We start from the raw sequence: 16060 nt of genomic DNA, 5'->3' as shown, positions 1-16060 counted from the left end.
GGCAACGGGCCGGCCTCATTCGGCCAGCCAGCGCTCTGCAGCATTGTCGTCGCTGCCCTTGGCGTCCACCCAGCGTGTCGTGCCGTCGGCCCATTCCTCGCGCTTCCAGAAGGGGGCCTTGGTTTTCAGCCAGTCCATCAGGAACTGGGCGGCGGCGAAGGCGTGGGCGCGGTGGGGGGAGGCGGTGGTGACGAGGACGATGGCTTCGCCGGGAAGCAGCCGCCCGTGGCGGTGGATGATGGTGCCGATGGTGTCGGGCCAGCGGGCGGCGGCGTCGGCGGCGATGGCCTGGATCTGCGCGAGGGTCATCGCCGGATAGTGTTCGAGGGTCAGTGCAATCAGTCCATGATCGGCTCGCACCAGCCCGGTGAAGCTGACAGCGGCGCCGAGATCGCTGCGGCCGGCCAGCAAGGCGGCCTGCTCGGCGGCGGCGTCAAACGAGTCCTCCTGCAGGCGGGCGCCAAAGGCCGACAAAGTCATCCGCCGGTCACCGGGGGAAAAATGGCAATCTCGCTGGCGCCAGCTATGGATGTATCCGGCCCGGCAAACTGCTGGTCCACAGCAACCTTGATGGCGCTTCGGTCTTCAAGCGCCGCTGCATGGCCCGGCGAGCGCACGGCCAGCCAATCGAGCAGTTCCGATACGGTCATCATACCCGCCGGCACCGCGAGCGTTTCGGCGTCCTTGCCGATCCGTGTCCGCACCCAGGCGAAATACACCAGTTGCATCAAATGTGCCGCAGGCTGGCGTGGAACTGCATCACATGTGCCGCAGGCTGGCGTGGAACACGCATCACATGTGTTTCAGGCCGACACGCAGATAATCATATCCGGTCAGCAGCGTCAGCGCGGCGGCCGCCCACAGGCAGACCAGCCCGACCTGCATGCTCGGCAACCAGGGAAACAGCGTGCCTGTGCCGGCCAATACCAAAGCGCCCAGCGCCACGATCTGGAACGTCGTCTTCCATTTGGCCAGCTTCGACACCGGCATCGATACCTGCAATGTCGCCAGATATTCGCGCAGGCCCGACACGGTGATTTCGCGCAGCAGGATGATCAGCCCGGCAATCACCGACAGGCCGTGCAGCACGCCGGCATGCACCAGCATGACGATGACGGCCGCCACCATGATCTTGTCGGCAATGGGATCGAGGAACTGGCCGATCTTGGATACCGTGCCATATGACCGCGCCAGATAGCCGTCGAAATAATCGGTGATGCCGGCAACGGCAAACAGGATGAAGGCCGCAAGCCATTCCCATTGGCTGTTGCCCCACATCAGCCAGACAAGCCCCGGCACCGCCAGGATGCGGCTAAGGGTCAGCAGATTGGGGAGGCTGGACAACACGGCCCCTTGATAGGCAATCCTGATGCGTGATGGAAGCTCTGGAGCACAATTGCGATGCCAATTCCCGTAACGGTCAGTGAAGCCTTGTTGTCCCGCCGCTCGGTGCGCGGCTTTCGGGACAGGCCGGTGGATGGCGACACCATCCGGCGCGTGGTCGAAAAGGCCGCATGGGCGCCATCGGGCGGCAATCTGCAACCCTGGCACATCGATGTGGTTGGCGGCGACGACCTTGCGGCGCTCAAGCAGATCATGATGGGCAAGCTGATGGGCGGCGCCACAGGCGAGCCGACAGAATATGACATTTATCCCAAGGTCTTGCCAGAACCCTATAGCAGTTACCGGTTCGCGGTGGGGGAGGAGCTTTACCGCGCGCTCGGCATCCCGCGCGAGGACAAGATGGCGCGGCGCATGTGGTTCGCCCGCAATTTCCAGTTTTTTGGCGCACCCGTCGCGCTGTTCTGCTCGGTGGCCAAGACCATGGGCCCGCCGCAGTGGAGCGATCTTGGCATGTATCTGCAAAGCCTGATGCTGCTGCTGCGCGAGGAGGGCCTTGATAGCTGCCCGCAGGAATGCTGGGCGGTGTGGCCGCAGACCATCCGCGAATTCATCGGCATCCCCGAGGACCGCATGTTGTTCACCGGTATGGCCATCGGTTTCAAGGACGCCGCCGACCCCGCCAATGCCGCCATGCCGGCCCGCGCACCCATGGCGGACTGGGCGAAATTCCGGGGGCTGTGAGGTGCGCGCAGCGATGCGCCTAGCCGCCACCCATCTCGTAGAGGAACTCGACAAACCCCATGGTGCAGCCGGCCAGTCCCTCGACCTTGGGATTGCTTGATTCGATCACGAAATATTCGTTCGGGGCATGGGCGCCCGATCCATGGCCGAGGCCGAACTGGCCGGCGGGCAGGCTGACCGGCGGCTGGGTGAACACCGATCCCGGCCAGGAACCGGCGAGGCGCGGGTTGAGCGTCTGCGGCACGCCGAGCCGGGTATACACCGCCTGCTGCGCGCGAATCACGCGGCTGGTTTCGGCGGTCTCGGTGGGGTCATAGCCGCCCGACACCTTGACTTCGATATCGCCAAAGCCGCGCTTGGCCAGATGGGCTCGCAACTTGGCTTCGGCTTCTTTTTTTGTCTGGTTAGGCACCAGCCGGCATTCCAGCTTGGCTTCGGCGCGGCCCGGCAGCACGGTCTTGCCGCCTTGCCCGGTATAGCCGGCGACAAGCCCCTGGATGTTGATCGTCGGTTGGCCGGCAAGGCGTTCCAGCGACTGTTGCCAGGGTTCGTCATTGATCCACATCTTCACGCCCAGCGCGCGCTTGGCATCGGTTTCGCTGTTGGCTGCGGCGGTCTGCGCGATCAGTTCGCGTTCGCGCGCCGTCAGCGCCCGCACATTGTCGAACCAGCCATCGATGGCCGGGGTGTGACCATCGGCTTCGACCAGCGTGTCCAGCGCCTGCACCAGCCGCCACACCGGGCTGTCCACCTGCGCGTGATAGCTGGAATGAATATCGCCCTTTGGTCCCTTGCCCCAGGCTTCGCCGCTGGCGATCAACTGGAATTCCAGTGGCCCCTTGGCGCCCAGATTGATCTGCACAGCCCCGTTCGGCGCCTGCCAGGCGGTGGGGATGATGATGCCGTCGCAGCGTTTCAGGGCGGCCAGCACGTCGGGCGCCTGCACGATTTCGTGAAAATTGGGGGAGGCGATTTCCTCCTCGCCCTCAGCTACCAGCACGAGGTTGACCGGCAGCCGTGCGCCAGCGGCGCGAAAGGCATGCAATGCGGCGAGGAATGCGGCTTCGGGGCCTTTCTGGTTGATGGCGCCGCGCCCGACGATGACCTTGCCGAACCCCGGCTTGTCGACGATCCGCGCCTCGAACGGCGGGCTGGACCATTCGTCAGGGTTCACCTGTTTCACGTCATACATGAAATAGATGCCCATGGTGCGCTTTGCCCCGACATCAAGGGTGGCGAATATGCCGGGCTGGCCGCTGGTCGGCATCTTCCTGACCGTCTGGAAGCCGGCATCCCTGAGCAATCCCATGGTGTAGTCGCAGGCGCTGTCCATCTGCCAGTTTTCGGCAGCGATGCCGGGATGGCGGATCCAGTCCTGGATGCGGGCGATGTTTTCGGGCAATTGCCGGTCGATGGCGGCGCGTATGGCGGCGCGCGGCGATGCTGCTGCGGCCGGCACCGGCAGCAGGCTGGCGGCGCCGGCCAGCAATATCGTGCGCCTGTCCAGATCGTGCATGTTGTCCCGCCTTGTGTCGCTTGATGTGCCGCAGGCTAGCAAACCATGACGGCGCGGTCCAATGCCGGTGATACCGGACTTTTCGCACTGCACCAATTCGCACAAACGATGACGCGCGACACATTGACACACTTTGCCAATGCGATATTGTTCATTGCGGCCCGTCGGTTCGGGGGGGCTGCGGGCGACAGAGTTCAAGTGCTTATGTCAAAGATGGCCATGGCAGAGGATCGGTTTTCCGGTCTGGTGTCTGGCTCCGGGCAGGGGGTCGCGATGGCATCAGCTTCGCACCAACTCCGTTAGAGAGAGGAGTGACAATATGGCAGACGATACCAAAGTTTACCCAAGCGGGTTGACGGAAAAGCAGGCTGACGAAATCAACGATGGCCTCAAGTGGGGCACGCGGATTTACTTCGGCATTGCCGTTGTGGCACACATCCTGGCGTACATGCTTACGCCATGGCTGCACTAAGGCTGGAGGACTGAATCATGAATGAAGGTCGTATCTGGCTCTATGTGAACCCGACTGTTGCGCTGTCGCTGCTGTTCCTGGGTTTCGTTTCTGCATCCTTGCTGGTGCATGCTTCGATCCTGACGAACACCACGTGGATGGCCGACTTCTGGCAAGGCGGCGCCAAGGCTGAAGCTGCAGCGCCCGCCGCTGTCGTCGAAGCGCCGGCTGCCCCGGCTGCTGAAGCGCCCGCCGCTCAGTAAGAACGGGTTTTCGGACTGGTTCGCCAGTTCCGGGAGCACACAGAAAAGAAGCTGGTACCGAAAGGTGCCAGCTTTTTTGCGTTATCCTGCCTTGCGCGCCCTATGGAAAATGGCCGCATTGCCGCCTGTTGCGGCAATTCGACAAAGGCTTGAAAGTCGTTCACCACCACAAATCTGCGCGGCAGGGTAAATGCAACCCGATGGTTGTGCCGAGGATCAATCCTCGGAGGTGATCAGCGGCATCATGGCAATGACCGTGGCCGCCAGCAACAGCAGCTCAAGGCCATAAACGACCACATAGCCGTTGGCTGCGGCGGGGAAGCCTGTTGCCAGCTCCATGCCCTTAACAAGGTCGCGGGTGATGCCGCCGACAGCCGCGCCAAGCCCCTGTGCCGTGGCCTGCACCGCGCCCCATGCACCCAAGGCCATGCCGATCTGGCCCTGCGGCGCCAGCCGCATGGTCGCCGTCAACGTGCCATGACCGAACAGGCCGGCGCCCAGACCGGCCATCAGCACGCCAAGCGTGAAAATCGATGGCGCGTTGGAACTGGCGGCAAAGATGACGAGACTGAACGCCGGCAAGCCGATGATGGCCCCCAGTCGCGCCATGCGAAAAGGGTCGGAGCCAAGACTGAGGATGTATGACGCATAGGCGAAGCCGAGCAGGCTGCCACCGGCCAGGAGCGCGCTGAGCAGGGTCGTGGTGCCGACGCCCAGCCCCAGCACTTCACCGCCATAGGGTTCGAGCAGGATATCCGCCATGGCAAAACCGAGCGTGCCAAGCCCGACAGCAACCAACCGGCGCATGGCATCGTTCTGGACGATAAACGCGTTCCAGCTTTCGCGAAATGACGGGGCAGGGCCGGCGCGTTCATGTTCGGCCATCAAATGCGGCGGGCGGCGCACTTCCTGTTTCCACAGAGCGACGAAGTTGAGGAAAACGGTGATGACCGCCGAGCCCTGGATGACCTGGATGAGCCTGCCCGACGAGAAGTCCTTGAGAGCATAGCCAAAGCCCAGCGACGCAAGAATGGAGCCGAGCAGCAGCATGACGTACATCAACCCGACGACGTTGGGCTGCTGTTCTTCGGAGGTCAGGTCGGTGGCCAGCGCCAGCCCGACGGTCTGGGTGATATGAATGCCGGCGCCCAGCAGCAGGAACGCCAGCGCCGCTGCCGCTCGGCCTATCCACACCGGCGCATCGCCCGATTGCATCGATCCGGCCAATACCAGCAGCGCGAAAGGCATGATCGACAGGCCGCCGAACTGGATCATCGTGCCGCGAAACAGATAGGGTACCCGGCGCCAGCCAAGCGCGGATTCATGCGTGTCGGACTTGTGACCGATCAGAGCGCGGAACGGCGCGAACAGCAGCGGCAGCGCCAGCATGATGCCGACCAGCGAGGCCGGCACCTTCAGCTCGACGATCATCACCCGGTTCAGCGTGCCGACCAGCAGCACCAGCGACATGCCCACCGACACTTGGATAAGCGACAGGCGCAGAAGCTTGGACAGCGGCTGTTCGGCGCTGGCCACATCGGCAAAGGGCAGGAAGCGCGTACCAAAACGCATCCAGCCGTTGATCATGCGGGCGTTGAGCCGATTCATTCCGTTTGGTCCTGTCAGCGGCGCAAATTTGCCAGCCCAGTGTGAAGCGCATCCGCCGGGGCCGGGCAAGGCCGAAATGCCTTATCGTGCACGCATTTCGCTGATGGCCTCGTTCGCCAGCATATCGGCGCGTTCATTGTCCGGATCGCCGGCATGGCCCTTGACCCAGCGCCAGTCGATGCGGTGGCGGGTGGTGGCCGCCAACAGGGCCTGCCACAGATCGGCGTTCTTGACCGGTTTGCGGTCGGCGGTTTTCCAGCCGTTTTTCTTCCAGCCGTGAATCCATTTGGTGATGCCGTCGCGCACGTAGACGCTGTCAGTGGACAGTATGACATCGCAGGGCTTGCTCAGCGCGTTCAGCGCCTCGATGGCGGCAGTCAATTCCATGCGGTTGTTGGTGGTTTGCGCCTCGGCTCCCTTGAGGGTGCGTTCCTGGCCATTGGCCGCGCGCAGCAGCGAACCCCAGCCGCCGATGCCGGGGTTGCCCTTGCAGGCGCCGTCGGTTGCGATGACGACGCGTGGTAGTGCGGACCGGGGAAGTTCAGCAGCAGCGTCAGCCACCTGTCATGGCCTTTGAAGTCGCCGCAGCATACCAGGCAAGCCGCCGCGCAAAGGCCATCGGATCCTTGCGCGTCACCATCGCGCCCTGCGGTGTGTTCAGCCAGTCATAGGCGCGGGTCAGGGTAAATCGCAGCGCTGCGCCCTGGCCGAGCACGGGCAGAGCGGCGATTTCGGCGGCAGAAAGCGCCAGCGCACTGGTATAGCCGGTGAACAGCGCCGATGCCCGGTCCGCATGATGGTGCCGGCCATCGGCAGAAAAACACCATGCCGCATGCGTTACGGCATAATCATAGGCACGCACGTCCGTGCAGGCGAAATAGAAATCGATAAGCCCGGTGACCCGGCCATCGAGCAGCAGCACATTGTCCGGAAACAGGTCGGCATGGATGGTGGCGATCGGCAAACCGGTCGGCCAATCGGCGGCAGCGGCAAGACCAGCTGTCACCAACGCCGGCAGCGCCTGGTCGATTTCGGCCAGTCGCCCCGTGCAGCGCGCCGCCAGCACGGGCCATGATGTCGGCCCCAGGCTGTTGGCGCGCACCTGCCCGAAATCCGCGACCGCCTGGTGCATTGCGCCCAGCGCCGCGCCGACGGCATGGCAGGTGTCTGGGCTGGCCTCGGTCACCGAAACACCGGGGGCAAAGTGGATGAGGCAGGCGGGGCGACCATTCAGCGTCTGCAGCGCGCGGCCCTGCCGGTCCAGCACGGGGCCGGGCACCGGCAGCCCCTTGGCCGCCAGATGCCCGATCAGCGCCAGGAACCATGGCAGGTCGTCTGCTGCCACGCGCTTTTCATAAAGCGTCAGAATGAAGCGGCCGCCGGTGGTTTCGACCAGGTAATTGCTGTTTTCGACGCCTTCGGCAATGCCCTTGCAACTGACCAGCGCGCCAAGATCATAGCCAGCCAGAAAGTTCGCCAGTTCATCGGCGCTGACAGGCGTGTACACCGCCATCCGGCCCCCGCCTCAGGCGGTGAGGGCGCGGGGCAGCTTGAACACCACTTCTTCCACCGCGGTCGTGATGTTTTCCGACTCGACGACGAAGCGGTCGCTGACCATTGCAATCAATTCCTGCACCAGCACCTCGGGCGCCGAAGCGCCGGCGGTGATGCCGAGCGTCGTGACGCCATCGAACCAGTCCCAGTCGATTTCGCTGGCGCGCTGGATGAGATAGGCGCAGGCGCCTTCGCGCTCCGCAACTTCGCGCAGGCGCTGCGAATTCGACGAATTGGTCGCACCGATGACCAGCACCAAGTCGCAGCGCGGCGCCATCGCCTTGACGGCTGCCTGACGGTTGGACGTGGCATAGCAGATGTCGTCGCCGCGTGGGCCTTGAATGGCCGGGAAACGCCGTTGCAGTTCGGCGACCATGTCGGCTGTGTCATCAACCGACAACGTGGTCTGTGTCAGAAAGCCGATGTTGTCCGGGTTTTCCGGCTGCACGCGCTGGGCGTCCTCGAGCGTTTCAATGAGCGTCATGGCGCCGGCCGGCACCTGGCCGAATGTGCCGATGACTTCCGGGTGGCCCTGATGGCCGATGAACAGAATGTGTCGGCCCTGATCGACCAGACGCTCGGCCTGACGGTGCACCTTGGACACCAGCGGGCAGGTCGCATCCAGATAGTTCAGCCCGCGCGCCTCTGCTGCAGCCGGCACTGCCTTGGGCACGCCATGGGCGGAGAATATGACCGGCACGCCATCGGGCACTTCATCGAGTTCCTCGACAAAGATCGCGCCCTTGTCCTTGAGACTATCGACCACAAAGCGGTTGTGGACGATCTCGTGGCGCACATAGACTGGTGCCCCCCAGCGTTCCAGCGCCAGTTCCACGATGTGAATGGCGCGGTCGACCCCGGCGCAAAAGCCGCGCGGCGCGGCAATCAGGACATGCAGAGCGGGTTTGGCCCGCGCCAAAGTGTCTTCGGCATGGTTGGCTGGGGAAGCGAGAGCGTTCATGGCAGCGGTTGATACTTGATTGGATGGCCGCGCGCCACAGGCATGTTCGCTCGGCGATGCGACTTGCCGGCGCGGGGTGGCCCCCTTATGAGGGGCGCCATGGTATCCCTGACACGCTCGCTGCGCCTGCCACTATTGGCAATTGGCCTCATTGGCCTCGCCGGTTGCGAGTCCAACCCGCTTCTGGTCAAGCGCTCGGCCTGTCCGGCCATCGCCATTCCGACCTATGCAGGCGACATTACGGTTTTCAAGCCGGGCACGGCGCAGGATGCCGGCAACATCGACATGACCGCGACCTTGACCAATGTCCGCGACACCTGCGCAGAAACCGCCGCCAGCTTTGCGTCCAGCATCACTTATGATGTCGTGGCCCGGCGATTCGATGCAGGCGCGGCCCGCGATGTGTCGGTGCCGGTGTTCGTCGCCGTGGTGCAGGGCGGCAACCTGATCGACGCCAAGCAGACCGGCACCGTGACCATCAGCTTTGCCGATGGCCAGACGCGCGGAACTGGCAAGGGCCAGGCGACGACAACCGTGTCGCGCACCGCCGCCGCAGTGCCGCCCGAAATTCTTGCCAAGATCAATCGCAAACGCCGCCCCGGCGAGCTTGATGCCGCAACCGACCCGATGGCCGACCCGGAAATCCGAGCCGCCCTGCGTGCCGCCAGTTTTGAAGTGCTGGTCGGTTTCCAGCTCGACGAGCGAAGCCTGGCGTACAATATCGCCAAATAGCGATTCAGGTTGTGGCCGCCTGACGGCGGCCGCGGCGACTGATGATTCCGACGAGGACAAACCCGGTCAGGAACATGACCCAGTCCTCCGGTTCCGGCACCGGTCCCATCGAGACATACTCGCGCCCGCCGACAACGGTCCCGCGTGCCGAATTGTCGCCGCCCTTGATCCTGAGCTGGCCCCAGGCCGACAGGCCATGGGCGCCGAAGCGGGCGGGTGACCGGAGATAGAGTGTGTCTGCCATGCCACTGACAGGCGGGTCACCGATTCGGGCCGCCAAGTCTTGCGGGTCTTCGCCCTTACCCTTGCCGAGCGTTCCGTTGCCAAGCTCGGCCTTGTCTCGCATCGGTGCGTATTTCTCCAACGTCATCGGCAACAGCATTGTGGCGGCGGCCACTGGCGCATTGCGACTGACGAGCGCGAGCATGATGCCCAAGGCGAACAGGCGAAGTGGTTTTGTCATGAGCCTGATGACGGCCGCAGCTGCGACTTTTTGCGCGGTAACGTTGCGGCAATTGACTCAAGGACACCAAACGGTCAGGACAAATGTGTCGCCGGTGGCAACATCGGCGTCAGCGCGGGAGAGTGCGCCGCAGGGTCGAAAGCCCCTGACGGCGCCGCCGAAGGAGCAAGCCGCCCCCGGAATCTCTCAGGCCAAAGGACCGCGCTGGCGTATCTGCGACATTCTGGAAAGTGAGCTCTTGGGAAGGGGCTCCACCGAAGGGGTAAGTGGGCCTATGGCGCATGAAAGCTCTCAGGTCCGGTGACAGGTGGGGGCAGGTGGGGGCATTTCGCATCCCGCTTCACTGTGACCGGGGACGATCAATGGCCGATACCGACCAGATTTTGGCAAAATTGCCGCTCGATGCGCTTCACCGCAATCTCGGCGCACGCATGGTGGCGTTTGCTGGTTATGCCATGCCTATTCAGTTCGAAGGCATCATTGCCGAACATCTCTGGACGCGGGACAACGCCGGCCTGTTCGATGTGTCGCACATGGGCCAGATCCTGCTGCCGCTCGAACAGGATGTATTGCTGGAGACGCTTGTCTGCGGCGATATCAGGGACCTGACGCCCGGCGTCCTGCGCTATTCATTGTTGCTGGGCATTGATGGCGGCGTGCTGGATGATCTCATGATCACCCGCCGCGAAGATGGCCTGTATCTGGTCGTGAATGGTGCAGTGAAGGCGCAGGATATGGCCGTGATGCGCGGCGCTGGTCTCACGCTCGATTATCGCGATGATCTGGCTCTGCTGGCGCTGCAAGGCCCAAAGGCTGTGACAGTGCTGGAGCGGTTTGTGCCCGGCGTGTCGGCCTTGCGCTTCATGCGCTCGGCGGGCTTTGACTGGGCGGGAACGCCGCTATGGATCAGTCGCTCGGGCTATACCGGTGAAGACGGCTTCGAGATCTCGGTCCCTGCCGCCATGGCCGAAGTGTTGGCCAAGCTGTTGCTTGCCGAGACCGAGGTCAAGCCGATCGGTCTGGGCGCGCGCGATTCGCTGCGGCTCGAAGCCGGCCTGCCGCTGTATGGTCATGACCTTGACCCGGCCACAACGCCAATCGAGGCCGATCTGGCCTTTGCCATCTCCAAGCGCCGCAAGCTGGAAGGCGGCTTCCCCGGCGCGGCCCGCATCATGAGCCAGTTGCTCGAGGGTGCGCCCCGCAAACGCGTCGGGCTGATGGTCGAAGGCAAGATGCCGGCGCGTGAAGGCGCTAGCGTCTGGGCCGGCGATGTAAATGTCGGCGCGCTGACCTCTGGCGGTTTCTCGCCCAGCCTTAACGCGCCCATCGCCATGGCGTATGTCGCGGCCGCCCATGCCGGCGACGGCACGGCGCTCGAAATCGAAGTGCGCGGCAAGCGTATTGCAGCCCGCATTGTCCCCATGCCTTTCAAGCAAAAGAATTACGTCCGCGAAGGAGCAGCCGCATGACGCGTTATTTCACAGCAGAACATGAATGGATCGACGTTTCGGGTGATACCGCTACGGTCGGTATCACCGATTATGCGCAGGGACAGCTTGGCGATGTCGTATTCGTCGAATTGCCCGAAACGGGCTGCAGCGTCACCAAGGGCGGCGAAGCAGCCGTCGTGGAATCGGTCAAGGCCGCCAGCGATGTCTATGCCCCGGTGTCGGGAACGGTCACGCAGGGCAATGCCGCGCTTGCCGATGACCCGGCGCTGGTCAACGCCGCACCCGAAGGCGAAGGCTGGTTCTTCAAGCTGACATTGTCGGACCCGTCCGAACTGGACGGTCTCATGGACACAGCCGCGTATCAGGCGTTCGTCGCCGGCCTGTGATGTCCAGCGGCACCGCCACAAGTTGGGACCCGGCGCTATATGCCGCCAACGCCGCATTCGTGCCGGCGTTGGGCAATGCTGCGCTGGCACTGCTGGCGCCGCAGCCGGGGGAGCGCATTCTCGATCTGGGCTGCGGCGACGGGGTGCTGACCAAAAAGCTGGTCGAGGCCGGCTGCATTGTTGTTGGTATCGACCCTGACCCTGCGATGTTGGCAGCGGCCCGCGCTGCCGGTATCGACGCCCGTGCCGGCGACGCCAGAACAATTGATTTCACAGGTGAATTCGACGCGGTGTTCACCAACGCTGCGCTGCACTGGGTCGGAAAGCCCGACGTGGTGACAGCAGGTGTCCGGCGCGCGCTGAAACCCGGTGGACGCTATGTGGGTGAATTTGGCGGACACGCCAATATTGCGGCCATCCGTACCGCCCTTCGCGCCGTGCTGGGTGCGCATGGCTTTGGCGGCGGCGGCCTTGAAACCAGCTATTATCCCAGCGCCGAAGCGTTTGCCGAGGTGCTGGTGCGCGGCGGCTTCGTCGTGGACAGCTGCGCCATCGTGCCCCGCCCGACGCCGCTTCCTGTCACCGGCATGGCCGGCTGGCTCGAAACCTTTCGCGGCGGCTTTATCGCCGCTGCCGGGGTGCCTGCCGACCTGCACGCCGCCATCATTGCCGAAACCACGGCGCTTCTCGCCCCGCAGCTCCAGACCGCGCAAGGCGACTGGACTGCCGATTATGTTCGCCTGCGCTTTGCCGCGCATCTCCCGGAGTAATTATGCGTTATCTGCCGCTTTCCCAGCCCGACCGCGAGGCGATGCTGGCCACCATTGGCGCCGCATCGATCGACGAACTTTTCATCGATGTGCCCGAAGCCGCCCGGCTTGATGGGCCGATTGCGGGCCTGCCGATGCACCAGGGCGAACTGTCCGTCGAACGCGCGCTGGGCAAGATGGCCGGGCGTAACCTGACCGCCAGCACAGCGCCATTCTTCGTGGGCTGCGGCGCCTACAAGCATCATGTGCCGGCCAGCGTCGATCACATCATCCAGCGCGGCGAATTTCTCACCGCCTACACTCCCTATCAGCCGGAAATCGCACAGGGCACGTTGCAAGTGCTGTTCGAATTCCAGTCGCAGGTCGCCCGGCTGCTCGGCATGGATGTCGCCAACGCCTCGATGTACGACGGCTCGACGGCGATGACCGAGGCGGTGTTCATGGCCCGGCGCATCACGCGGCGCAAAAAGGCAGTGGTTTCGGCAGGCGTGCATCCGCACTATACCTCGGTGCTGAAAACCCTGACCCGGTTTACCGATGATGTTGTCGAAACATCGGTGCCCGTCCTCAGCCAGGATGCACCCGGCCATGACTTGGAAGCGCTGATCGCGGCCATCGACTCCGAAACATCATGCGTCATCGTGCAAAACCCCAATCTGTTCGGGCATGCCACCGACCTGACGCCGCTGGCCGATGCTTGCCACAAGGCCGGCGCGCTGCTCATTGCGGTCGTCACCGAAGTCATCGCCATGGGCGCCATGCGCTCGCCGGGCGACATGGGCGCCGATATCGTGGTGGGCGAGGGCCAGTCACTGGGTGCCGGCCTGAATTTCGGCGGGCCGTATCTTGGCCTTTTCGCCACGCGCGACAAATATGTGCGCCAGATGCCGGGTCGGCTATGCGGCGAGACTGTGGACACCCAAGGCAAGCGCGGCTTCGTGCTGACGCTGTCCACCCGCGAGCAGCATATTCGCCGCGAAAAGGCGACGAGCAATATCTGCACCAACTCCGGACTGATCGCGCTGGCGTTTTCGGTGCACATGACGCTGCTGGGCGAAAAGGGCCTGCGCCATCTCGCGGCGCTCAACCATGCCCGCGCCGTGCAACTGGCGGAGCGGCTGGCACGTGTGCCGGGCGTGACGGTGCTCAACGGCAGTTTTTTCAACGAATTCACGCTGTTGTTCGATACCGAGGCGCGGCCCGTGGTGCGCAAGCTGGCCGAACGCGGTGTGCTGGGCGGTGTGTCGCTTGGCCGGCTGTATCCTGGTGAAGCGTCGCTGAAGAACGCCATGATCCTGGCGGTCACCGAGACCGCCACTGACGAAGATTTCAATGCGCTGGAAGACGCGCTTGACGAGGTGCTGGCATGAGCATGAATAACGTGGGCCGTCCGACGCGCCTTGTCCCCGGCACCGGCTCGGTTGTCGAAACCTTCACCGGCAACCGCGCGCTGATGCTTGAGGAGCCATTGCTCTTCGAGCGCGGCGGGCTTGACCGCTCCGGCGTTGACCTGCCGCCGGTACCGGTGACAGCCAGCCGGCTTGGTGGTCTTGATCGCAGCGAAGCCATTGGCCTGCCCGGATTGTCGGAACCCGAAACCGTGCGGCATTATACCCGCCTGTCGCGGCAGAACTACGCCATCGACCTTGGCATCTTCCCGCTGGGTTCGTGCACGATGAAGCACAATCCGCGGCTGAACGAGAAAATGGCGCGGTTGCCGGGCTTTGCCGATATCCACCCGATGCAGCCGCAAGCGACGGTGCAGGGCGCGCTCGAACTGATCGATGTGCTGGCGCATTGGCTCAAGACGCTGACCGGCATGCCGGAAGTGGCCATGAGCCCCAAGGCCGGCGCGCATGGCGAACTGTGCGGCATGCTGGCAATCCGCGCCGCACTCGATGCACGCGGTGATGACCGCCGGGTCGTGCTGGTGCCCGAATCGGCCCATGGCACCAACCCGGCGACGGCTGCATTTTGCGGATTCATCGTCGAAAACATCCCGGCCAACGCGCGCGGCCGCGTCGATCTGGATGCGCTGCTCGCCCGGCTTGGCCCGGACGTGGCGGCGGTGATGATCACCAATCCCAACACCTGCGGCCTGTTCGAGCCGGATCTGAAGACGATCTGCGATGCGGTCCATGCCGCCGGCGGTTTCGTGTATTGCGACGGCGCCAATTTCAACGCCATCGTCGGGCGCGTGCGCCCCGGTGACCTTGGCATCGATGCCATGCACATCAATCTGCACAAGACCTTCTCTACCCCCCATGGCGGCGGCGGGCCCGGGTCTGGTCCGGTGGTGTTCTCCGCCGAGCTCGCGCCGTTTGCGCCGTTGCCGTTCGTCCGCAAGGGCAAGGCCGGGTTCGAACTGGTCGAGGAAGACATCGCCGGTGAAGCCCATGCGCAAAGCTTCGGCCGCATGGTCGCCTTTCACGGCCAGATGGGTATGTTCGTACGCGCGCTCAGCTACATGATGAGCCATGGTGCTGATGGCCTTCGCCAGGTCGCAGAGGATGCGGTGCTCAATGCCAACTACATCCTTGCCAGCCTGAAGGATGTCTATTCGGCACCCTATGCCGACACAGGTCCGTGCATGCACGAGGCGCTGTTCTCGGACGATTTCCTTGATGGCACCGGGCTGACCACGCTCGATCTCGCCAAGGCGTTGATCGACGAAGGCTTCCACCCGATGACGGTGTATTTCCCGCTTGTCGTGCATGGTGCGATGTTGGTCGAACCCACCGAAACCGAAAGCAAGGCCAGCCTCGACCAGTTGATCGGTGCCATGCGCCATGTCGCGACACAGATGCTCGCCGACCCGGACGCATGGCGGACGGCGCCGCATTTCGCACCGCGCCACCGGCTGGATGAGACGGCGGCCGCCCGCAAGCCAGTGCTGGGCTGGAAGGATCCGGTCGGCGAAGCGGCCTGACCGGATTGAGTCACGAAAACAAGGCCGGGGTGTTGCCGCCCCGGCCCTATTTCATGCCCGTCAGCGCCTTTTCGACCATGGGTGTGATGCGTGCCACCATGATCGTGACGCCCCTTGGGTTCGGGTGCATGCCATCGGCCAGTTGCGTGCCCTTCACGGCCGCGACGCCGTCGAGGAAAAACGGATACAGTGGCACGCCGTGCACCTTTGCCAGTGCCGGATACATGGCATCGAACGCCTTCACATAGGGCGCCCCCAGATTGGGCGAGGCGCGCATGCCCGCCAGCAGCACGCGGCTGCCCTTGCCTTGGAAGGCCTTGATCATCGCCGACAGATTGGCCTTTGCCGAGGCCGGCGGCTGGCCGCGCAGCATGTCGTTGGCGCCCAGTTCCAATATGACCAGATCGGGCTGTTTCTTTAGGCCGGCCAGTACCCAGTTCACCCGCGCCCGGCCCTGCGCCGAAGTATCACCCGACACGCCGGCACCGACCACGCGCACATCATGGCCGCGCGCCCGCAGCGCCTTTTCAAGCTGCGGTGCAAAGCCTTCGCCGGGTCGCAGCTGGTATCCGGCCATCAGGGAATCGCCATAGGCCAGGATGGTGCGCTGCGGTGCCGCCAATGCCGCCTGCGACAAGAGCACAGCGCAAAGCACGAACATGCTCTGGTAAAGCCGACGGAGAGAACCTAATTCGGGCAAGACTCGAATCCTTGTAAAGTGCGGACAAACACCTGATGACCGGCAATATCGTCATTGATGCCCGCAATGTCACCCTGAGACTGGGTGACGCGGATGCTGCCGTCGATGTGCTGCGCGGGGTCAGCCTTTCCGTGGCTGCTGGCGAACGGCTGGCGGTGCTTGGTCCGTCGGGATCTGGCAAGTCATCGCTG

20 protein-coding genes and 2 riboswitches are annotated in these 16060 nt (G+C 63.8%); of the genes, 10 read left to right on the top strand and 10 right to left on the bottom strand.

The window, feature by feature from the left end; all coding sequences use genetic code 11:
- Nucleotides 1–15: 15 nt before the first annotated feature.
- The 3 genes from RMQ73_RS06160 to pgsA form a co-directional block, all read right to left on the bottom strand.
- Nucleotides 16–480, bottom strand: a complete 465-nt coding sequence (locus tag RMQ73_RS06160) for a molybdenum cofactor biosynthesis protein MoaE (protein ID WP_310497205.1) — start codon at nucleotides 478–480, stop codon at nucleotides 16–18.
- Nucleotides 477–728: a molybdopterin converting factor subunit 1 gene (moaD, locus tag RMQ73_RS06155; RefSeq protein ID WP_310497228.1), complete on the bottom strand. Its 252-nt coding sequence runs from the start codon at nucleotides 726–728 to the stop codon at nucleotides 477–479. Before moaD ends, RMQ73_RS06160 begins: the two co-directional genes overlap by 4 nt.
- A gap of 64 nt (nucleotides 729–792) precedes the next feature.
- Entirely contained in the window at nucleotides 793–1344 is a 552-nt protein-coding gene (gene pgsA / locus RMQ73_RS06150; RefSeq protein WP_310497204.1) for a CDP-diacylglycerol--glycerol-3-phosphate 3-phosphatidyltransferase, read from the bottom strand.
- Nucleotides 1345–1401: 57 nt separating this feature from the next.
- Between pgsA and RMQ73_RS06145 the strand changes: the two genes are divergently transcribed.
- Nucleotides 1402–2085, top strand: coding sequence for a nitroreductase (locus RMQ73_RS06145; RefSeq protein ID WP_310497203.1), 684 nt, complete (start codon nucleotides 1402–1404; stop codon nucleotides 2083–2085).
- Nucleotides 2086–2104: 19 nt separating this feature from the next.
- Here the strand turns inward: RMQ73_RS06145 and RMQ73_RS06140 are convergent, their stop codons facing one another.
- Nucleotides 2105–3601, bottom strand: coding sequence for a M20/M25/M40 family metallo-hydrolase (locus RMQ73_RS06140; protein ID WP_310497202.1), 1497 nt, complete (start codon nucleotides 3599–3601; stop codon nucleotides 2105–2107).
- Nucleotides 3602–3920: 319 nt separating this feature from the next.
- Between RMQ73_RS06140 and RMQ73_RS06135 the strand changes: the two genes are divergently transcribed.
- Both RMQ73_RS06135 and RMQ73_RS06130 read left to right on the top strand, forming a co-directional pair.
- The gene (locus RMQ73_RS06135) at nucleotides 3921–4073 is read left to right on the top strand and encodes a light-harvesting protein (RefSeq protein WP_310497201.1); all 153 of its coding nucleotides are present in this window, start codon (nucleotides 3921–3923) and stop codon (nucleotides 4071–4073) included.
- A gap of 17 nt (nucleotides 4074–4090) precedes the next feature.
- A complete protein-coding gene (locus tag RMQ73_RS06130; RefSeq protein WP_310497200.1) occupies nucleotides 4091–4315 on the top strand; it encodes a light-harvesting protein in 225 nt (74 codons plus the stop codon).
- 216 nt (nucleotides 4316–4531) lie between these two features.
- On the opposite strand, the gene RMQ73_RS06125 is transcribed toward RMQ73_RS06130, so the two are convergent.
- The 4 genes from RMQ73_RS06125 to ispH form a co-directional block, all read right to left on the bottom strand.
- Nucleotides 4532–5923: a PucC family protein gene (locus RMQ73_RS06125; RefSeq protein WP_310497198.1), complete on the bottom strand. Its 1392-nt coding sequence runs from the start codon at nucleotides 5921–5923 to the stop codon at nucleotides 4532–4534.
- Nucleotides 5924–6004: 81 nt separating this feature from the next.
- Nucleotides 6005–6484, bottom strand: coding sequence for a ribonuclease HI (gene rnhA, locus RMQ73_RS06120; protein ID WP_310497197.1), 480 nt, complete (start codon nucleotides 6482–6484; stop codon nucleotides 6005–6007).
- Nucleotides 6477–7436 (bottom strand): homoserine kinase, encoded by a 960-nt coding sequence (thrB, locus tag RMQ73_RS06115; RefSeq protein ID WP_310497196.1) that lies wholly within the window; start codon nucleotides 7434–7436, stop codon nucleotides 6477–6479. The genes rnhA and thrB overlap by 8 nt, the downstream gene beginning before the upstream one ends.
- A gap of 12 nt (nucleotides 7437–7448) precedes the next feature.
- Nucleotides 7449–8438, bottom strand: a complete 990-nt coding sequence (gene ispH / locus RMQ73_RS06110) for a 4-hydroxy-3-methylbut-2-enyl diphosphate reductase (protein WP_310497195.1) — start codon at nucleotides 8436–8438, stop codon at nucleotides 7449–7451.
- Nucleotides 8439–8537: 99 nt separating this feature from the next.
- Here ispH and RMQ73_RS06105 point away from each other — a divergent pair, with 99 nt between their 5' ends.
- Nucleotides 8538–9170 (top strand): hypothetical protein, encoded by a 633-nt coding sequence (locus RMQ73_RS06105; protein WP_310497194.1) that lies wholly within the window; start codon nucleotides 8538–8540, stop codon nucleotides 9168–9170.
- Between the two features lie 4 nt (nucleotides 9171–9174).
- Here the strand turns inward: RMQ73_RS06105 and RMQ73_RS06100 are convergent, their stop codons facing one another.
- Nucleotides 9175–9633: a hypothetical protein gene (locus RMQ73_RS06100; protein ID WP_310497193.1), complete on the bottom strand. Its 459-nt coding sequence runs from the start codon at nucleotides 9631–9633 to the stop codon at nucleotides 9175–9177.
- Nucleotides 9634–9738: 105 nt separating this feature from the next.
- A riboswitch (glycine riboswitch) is annotated at nucleotides 9739–9845 on the top strand.
- A gap of 1 nt (nucleotide 9846) precedes the next feature.
- A riboswitch (glycine riboswitch) is annotated at nucleotides 9847–9950 on the top strand.
- 45 nt (nucleotides 9951–9995) lie between these two features.
- On the opposite strand from RMQ73_RS06100, the gene gcvT reads away from it, so the two are divergent.
- The 5 genes from gcvT to gcvPB are packed head-to-tail and all read left to right on the top strand — an operon-like array spanning nucleotide 9996 to nucleotide 15169.
- Nucleotides 9996–11102, top strand: a complete 1107-nt coding sequence (gcvT, locus tag RMQ73_RS06095) for a glycine cleavage system aminomethyltransferase GcvT (RefSeq protein WP_310497192.1) — start codon at nucleotides 9996–9998, stop codon at nucleotides 11100–11102.
- Nucleotides 11099–11470 (top strand): glycine cleavage system protein GcvH, encoded by a 372-nt coding sequence (gcvH, locus tag RMQ73_RS06090; RefSeq protein ID WP_310497191.1) that lies wholly within the window; start codon nucleotides 11099–11101, stop codon nucleotides 11468–11470. Before gcvT ends, gcvH begins: the two co-directional genes overlap by 4 nt.
- Complete coding sequence (locus RMQ73_RS06085; RefSeq protein WP_310497190.1) at nucleotides 11470–12240, top strand: class I SAM-dependent methyltransferase; 771 nt, start codon at nucleotides 11470–11472, stop codon at nucleotides 12238–12240. The genes gcvH and RMQ73_RS06085 overlap by 1 nt, the downstream gene beginning before the upstream one ends.
- A gap of 2 nt (nucleotides 12241–12242) precedes the next feature.
- Nucleotides 12243–13610, top strand: coding sequence for an aminomethyl-transferring glycine dehydrogenase subunit GcvPA (gene gcvPA / locus RMQ73_RS06080; RefSeq protein WP_310497189.1), 1368 nt, complete (start codon nucleotides 12243–12245; stop codon nucleotides 13608–13610).
- The gene (gcvPB, locus tag RMQ73_RS06075) at nucleotides 13607–15169 is read left to right on the top strand and encodes an aminomethyl-transferring glycine dehydrogenase subunit GcvPB (protein ID WP_310497188.1); all 1563 of its coding nucleotides are present in this window, start codon (nucleotides 13607–13609) and stop codon (nucleotides 15167–15169) included. The genes gcvPA and gcvPB overlap by 4 nt, the downstream gene beginning before the upstream one ends.
- Before the next feature lie 46 nt (nucleotides 15170–15215).
- On the opposite strand, the gene RMQ73_RS06070 is transcribed toward gcvPB, so the two are convergent.
- Nucleotides 15216–15830 (bottom strand): arylesterase, encoded by a 615-nt coding sequence (locus RMQ73_RS06070; protein WP_310497187.1) that lies wholly within the window; start codon nucleotides 15828–15830, stop codon nucleotides 15216–15218.
- A gap of 74 nt (nucleotides 15831–15904) precedes the next feature.
- Here RMQ73_RS06070 and RMQ73_RS06065 point away from each other — a divergent pair.
- On the top strand, nucleotides 15905–16060 hold a 156-nt coding region (locus tag RMQ73_RS06065; protein ID WP_310497227.1), incomplete at its 3' end, for an ATP-binding cassette domain-containing protein.

The organism is Sandarakinorhabdus sp. (assembly GCF_031430775.1).
Taxonomy (GTDB): domain Bacteria; phylum Pseudomonadota; class Alphaproteobacteria; order Sphingomonadales; family Sphingomonadaceae; genus Sandarakinorhabdus.
This window is presented reverse-complemented; position numbering and strand designations above follow the sequence as displayed.

What these genes read in the sequence shown, in the direction of transcription:
- RMQ73_RS06160 (WP_310497205.1), bottom strand. Translation starts at nt 480, where the DNA reads ATGACTTTGTCGGCCTTTGGCGCCCGCCTGCAGGAGGACTCGTTTGAC.
- moaD (WP_310497228.1), bottom strand. Translation starts at nt 728, where the DNA reads ATGCAACTGGTGTATTTCGCCTGGGTGCGGACACGGATCGGCAAGGAC.
- RMQ73_RS06145 (WP_310497203.1), top strand. Translation starts at nt 1,402, where the DNA reads ATGCCAATTCCCGTAACGGTCAGTGAAGCCTTGTTGTCCCGCCGCTCG.
- RMQ73_RS06140 (WP_310497202.1), bottom strand. Translation starts at nt 3,601, where the DNA reads ATGCACGATCTGGACAGGCGCACGATATTGCTGGCCGGCGCCGCCAGC.
- RMQ73_RS06135 (WP_310497201.1), top strand. Translation starts at nt 3,921, where the DNA reads ATGGCAGACGATACCAAAGTTTACCCAAGCGGGTTGACGGAAAAGCAG.
- RMQ73_RS06130 (WP_310497200.1), top strand. Translation starts at nt 4,091, where the DNA reads ATGAATGAAGGTCGTATCTGGCTCTATGTGAACCCGACTGTTGCGCTG.
- RMQ73_RS06125 (WP_310497198.1), bottom strand. Translation starts at nt 5,923, where the DNA reads ATGAATCGGCTCAACGCCCGCATGATCAACGGCTGGATGCGTTTTGGT.
- thrB (WP_310497196.1), bottom strand. Translation starts at nt 7,436, where the DNA reads ATGGCGGTGTACACGCCTGTCAGCGCCGATGAACTGGCGAACTTTCTG.
- ispH (WP_310497195.1), bottom strand. Translation starts at nt 8,438, where the DNA reads ATGAACGCTCTCGCTTCCCCAGCCAACCATGCCGAAGACACTTTGGCG.
- RMQ73_RS06105 (WP_310497194.1), top strand. Translation starts at nt 8,538, where the DNA reads ATGGTATCCCTGACACGCTCGCTGCGCCTGCCACTATTGGCAATTGGC.
- RMQ73_RS06100 (WP_310497193.1), bottom strand. Translation starts at nt 9,633, where the DNA reads ATGACAAAACCACTTCGCCTGTTCGCCTTGGGCATCATGCTCGCGCTC.
- gcvT (WP_310497192.1), top strand. Translation starts at nt 9,996, where the DNA reads ATGGCCGATACCGACCAGATTTTGGCAAAATTGCCGCTCGATGCGCTT.
- gcvH (WP_310497191.1), top strand. Translation starts at nt 11,099, where the DNA reads ATGACGCGTTATTTCACAGCAGAACATGAATGGATCGACGTTTCGGGT.
- RMQ73_RS06085 (WP_310497190.1), top strand. Translation starts at nt 11,470, where the DNA reads ATGTCCAGCGGCACCGCCACAAGTTGGGACCCGGCGCTATATGCCGCC.
- gcvPA (WP_310497189.1), top strand. Translation starts at nt 12,243, where the DNA reads ATGCGTTATCTGCCGCTTTCCCAGCCCGACCGCGAGGCGATGCTGGCC.
- gcvPB (WP_310497188.1), top strand. Translation starts at nt 13,607, where the DNA reads ATGAGCATGAATAACGTGGGCCGTCCGACGCGCCTTGTCCCCGGCACC.
- RMQ73_RS06070 (WP_310497187.1), bottom strand. Translation starts at nt 15,830, where the DNA reads ATGTTCGTGCTTTGCGCTGTGCTCTTGTCGCAGGCGGCATTGGCGGCA.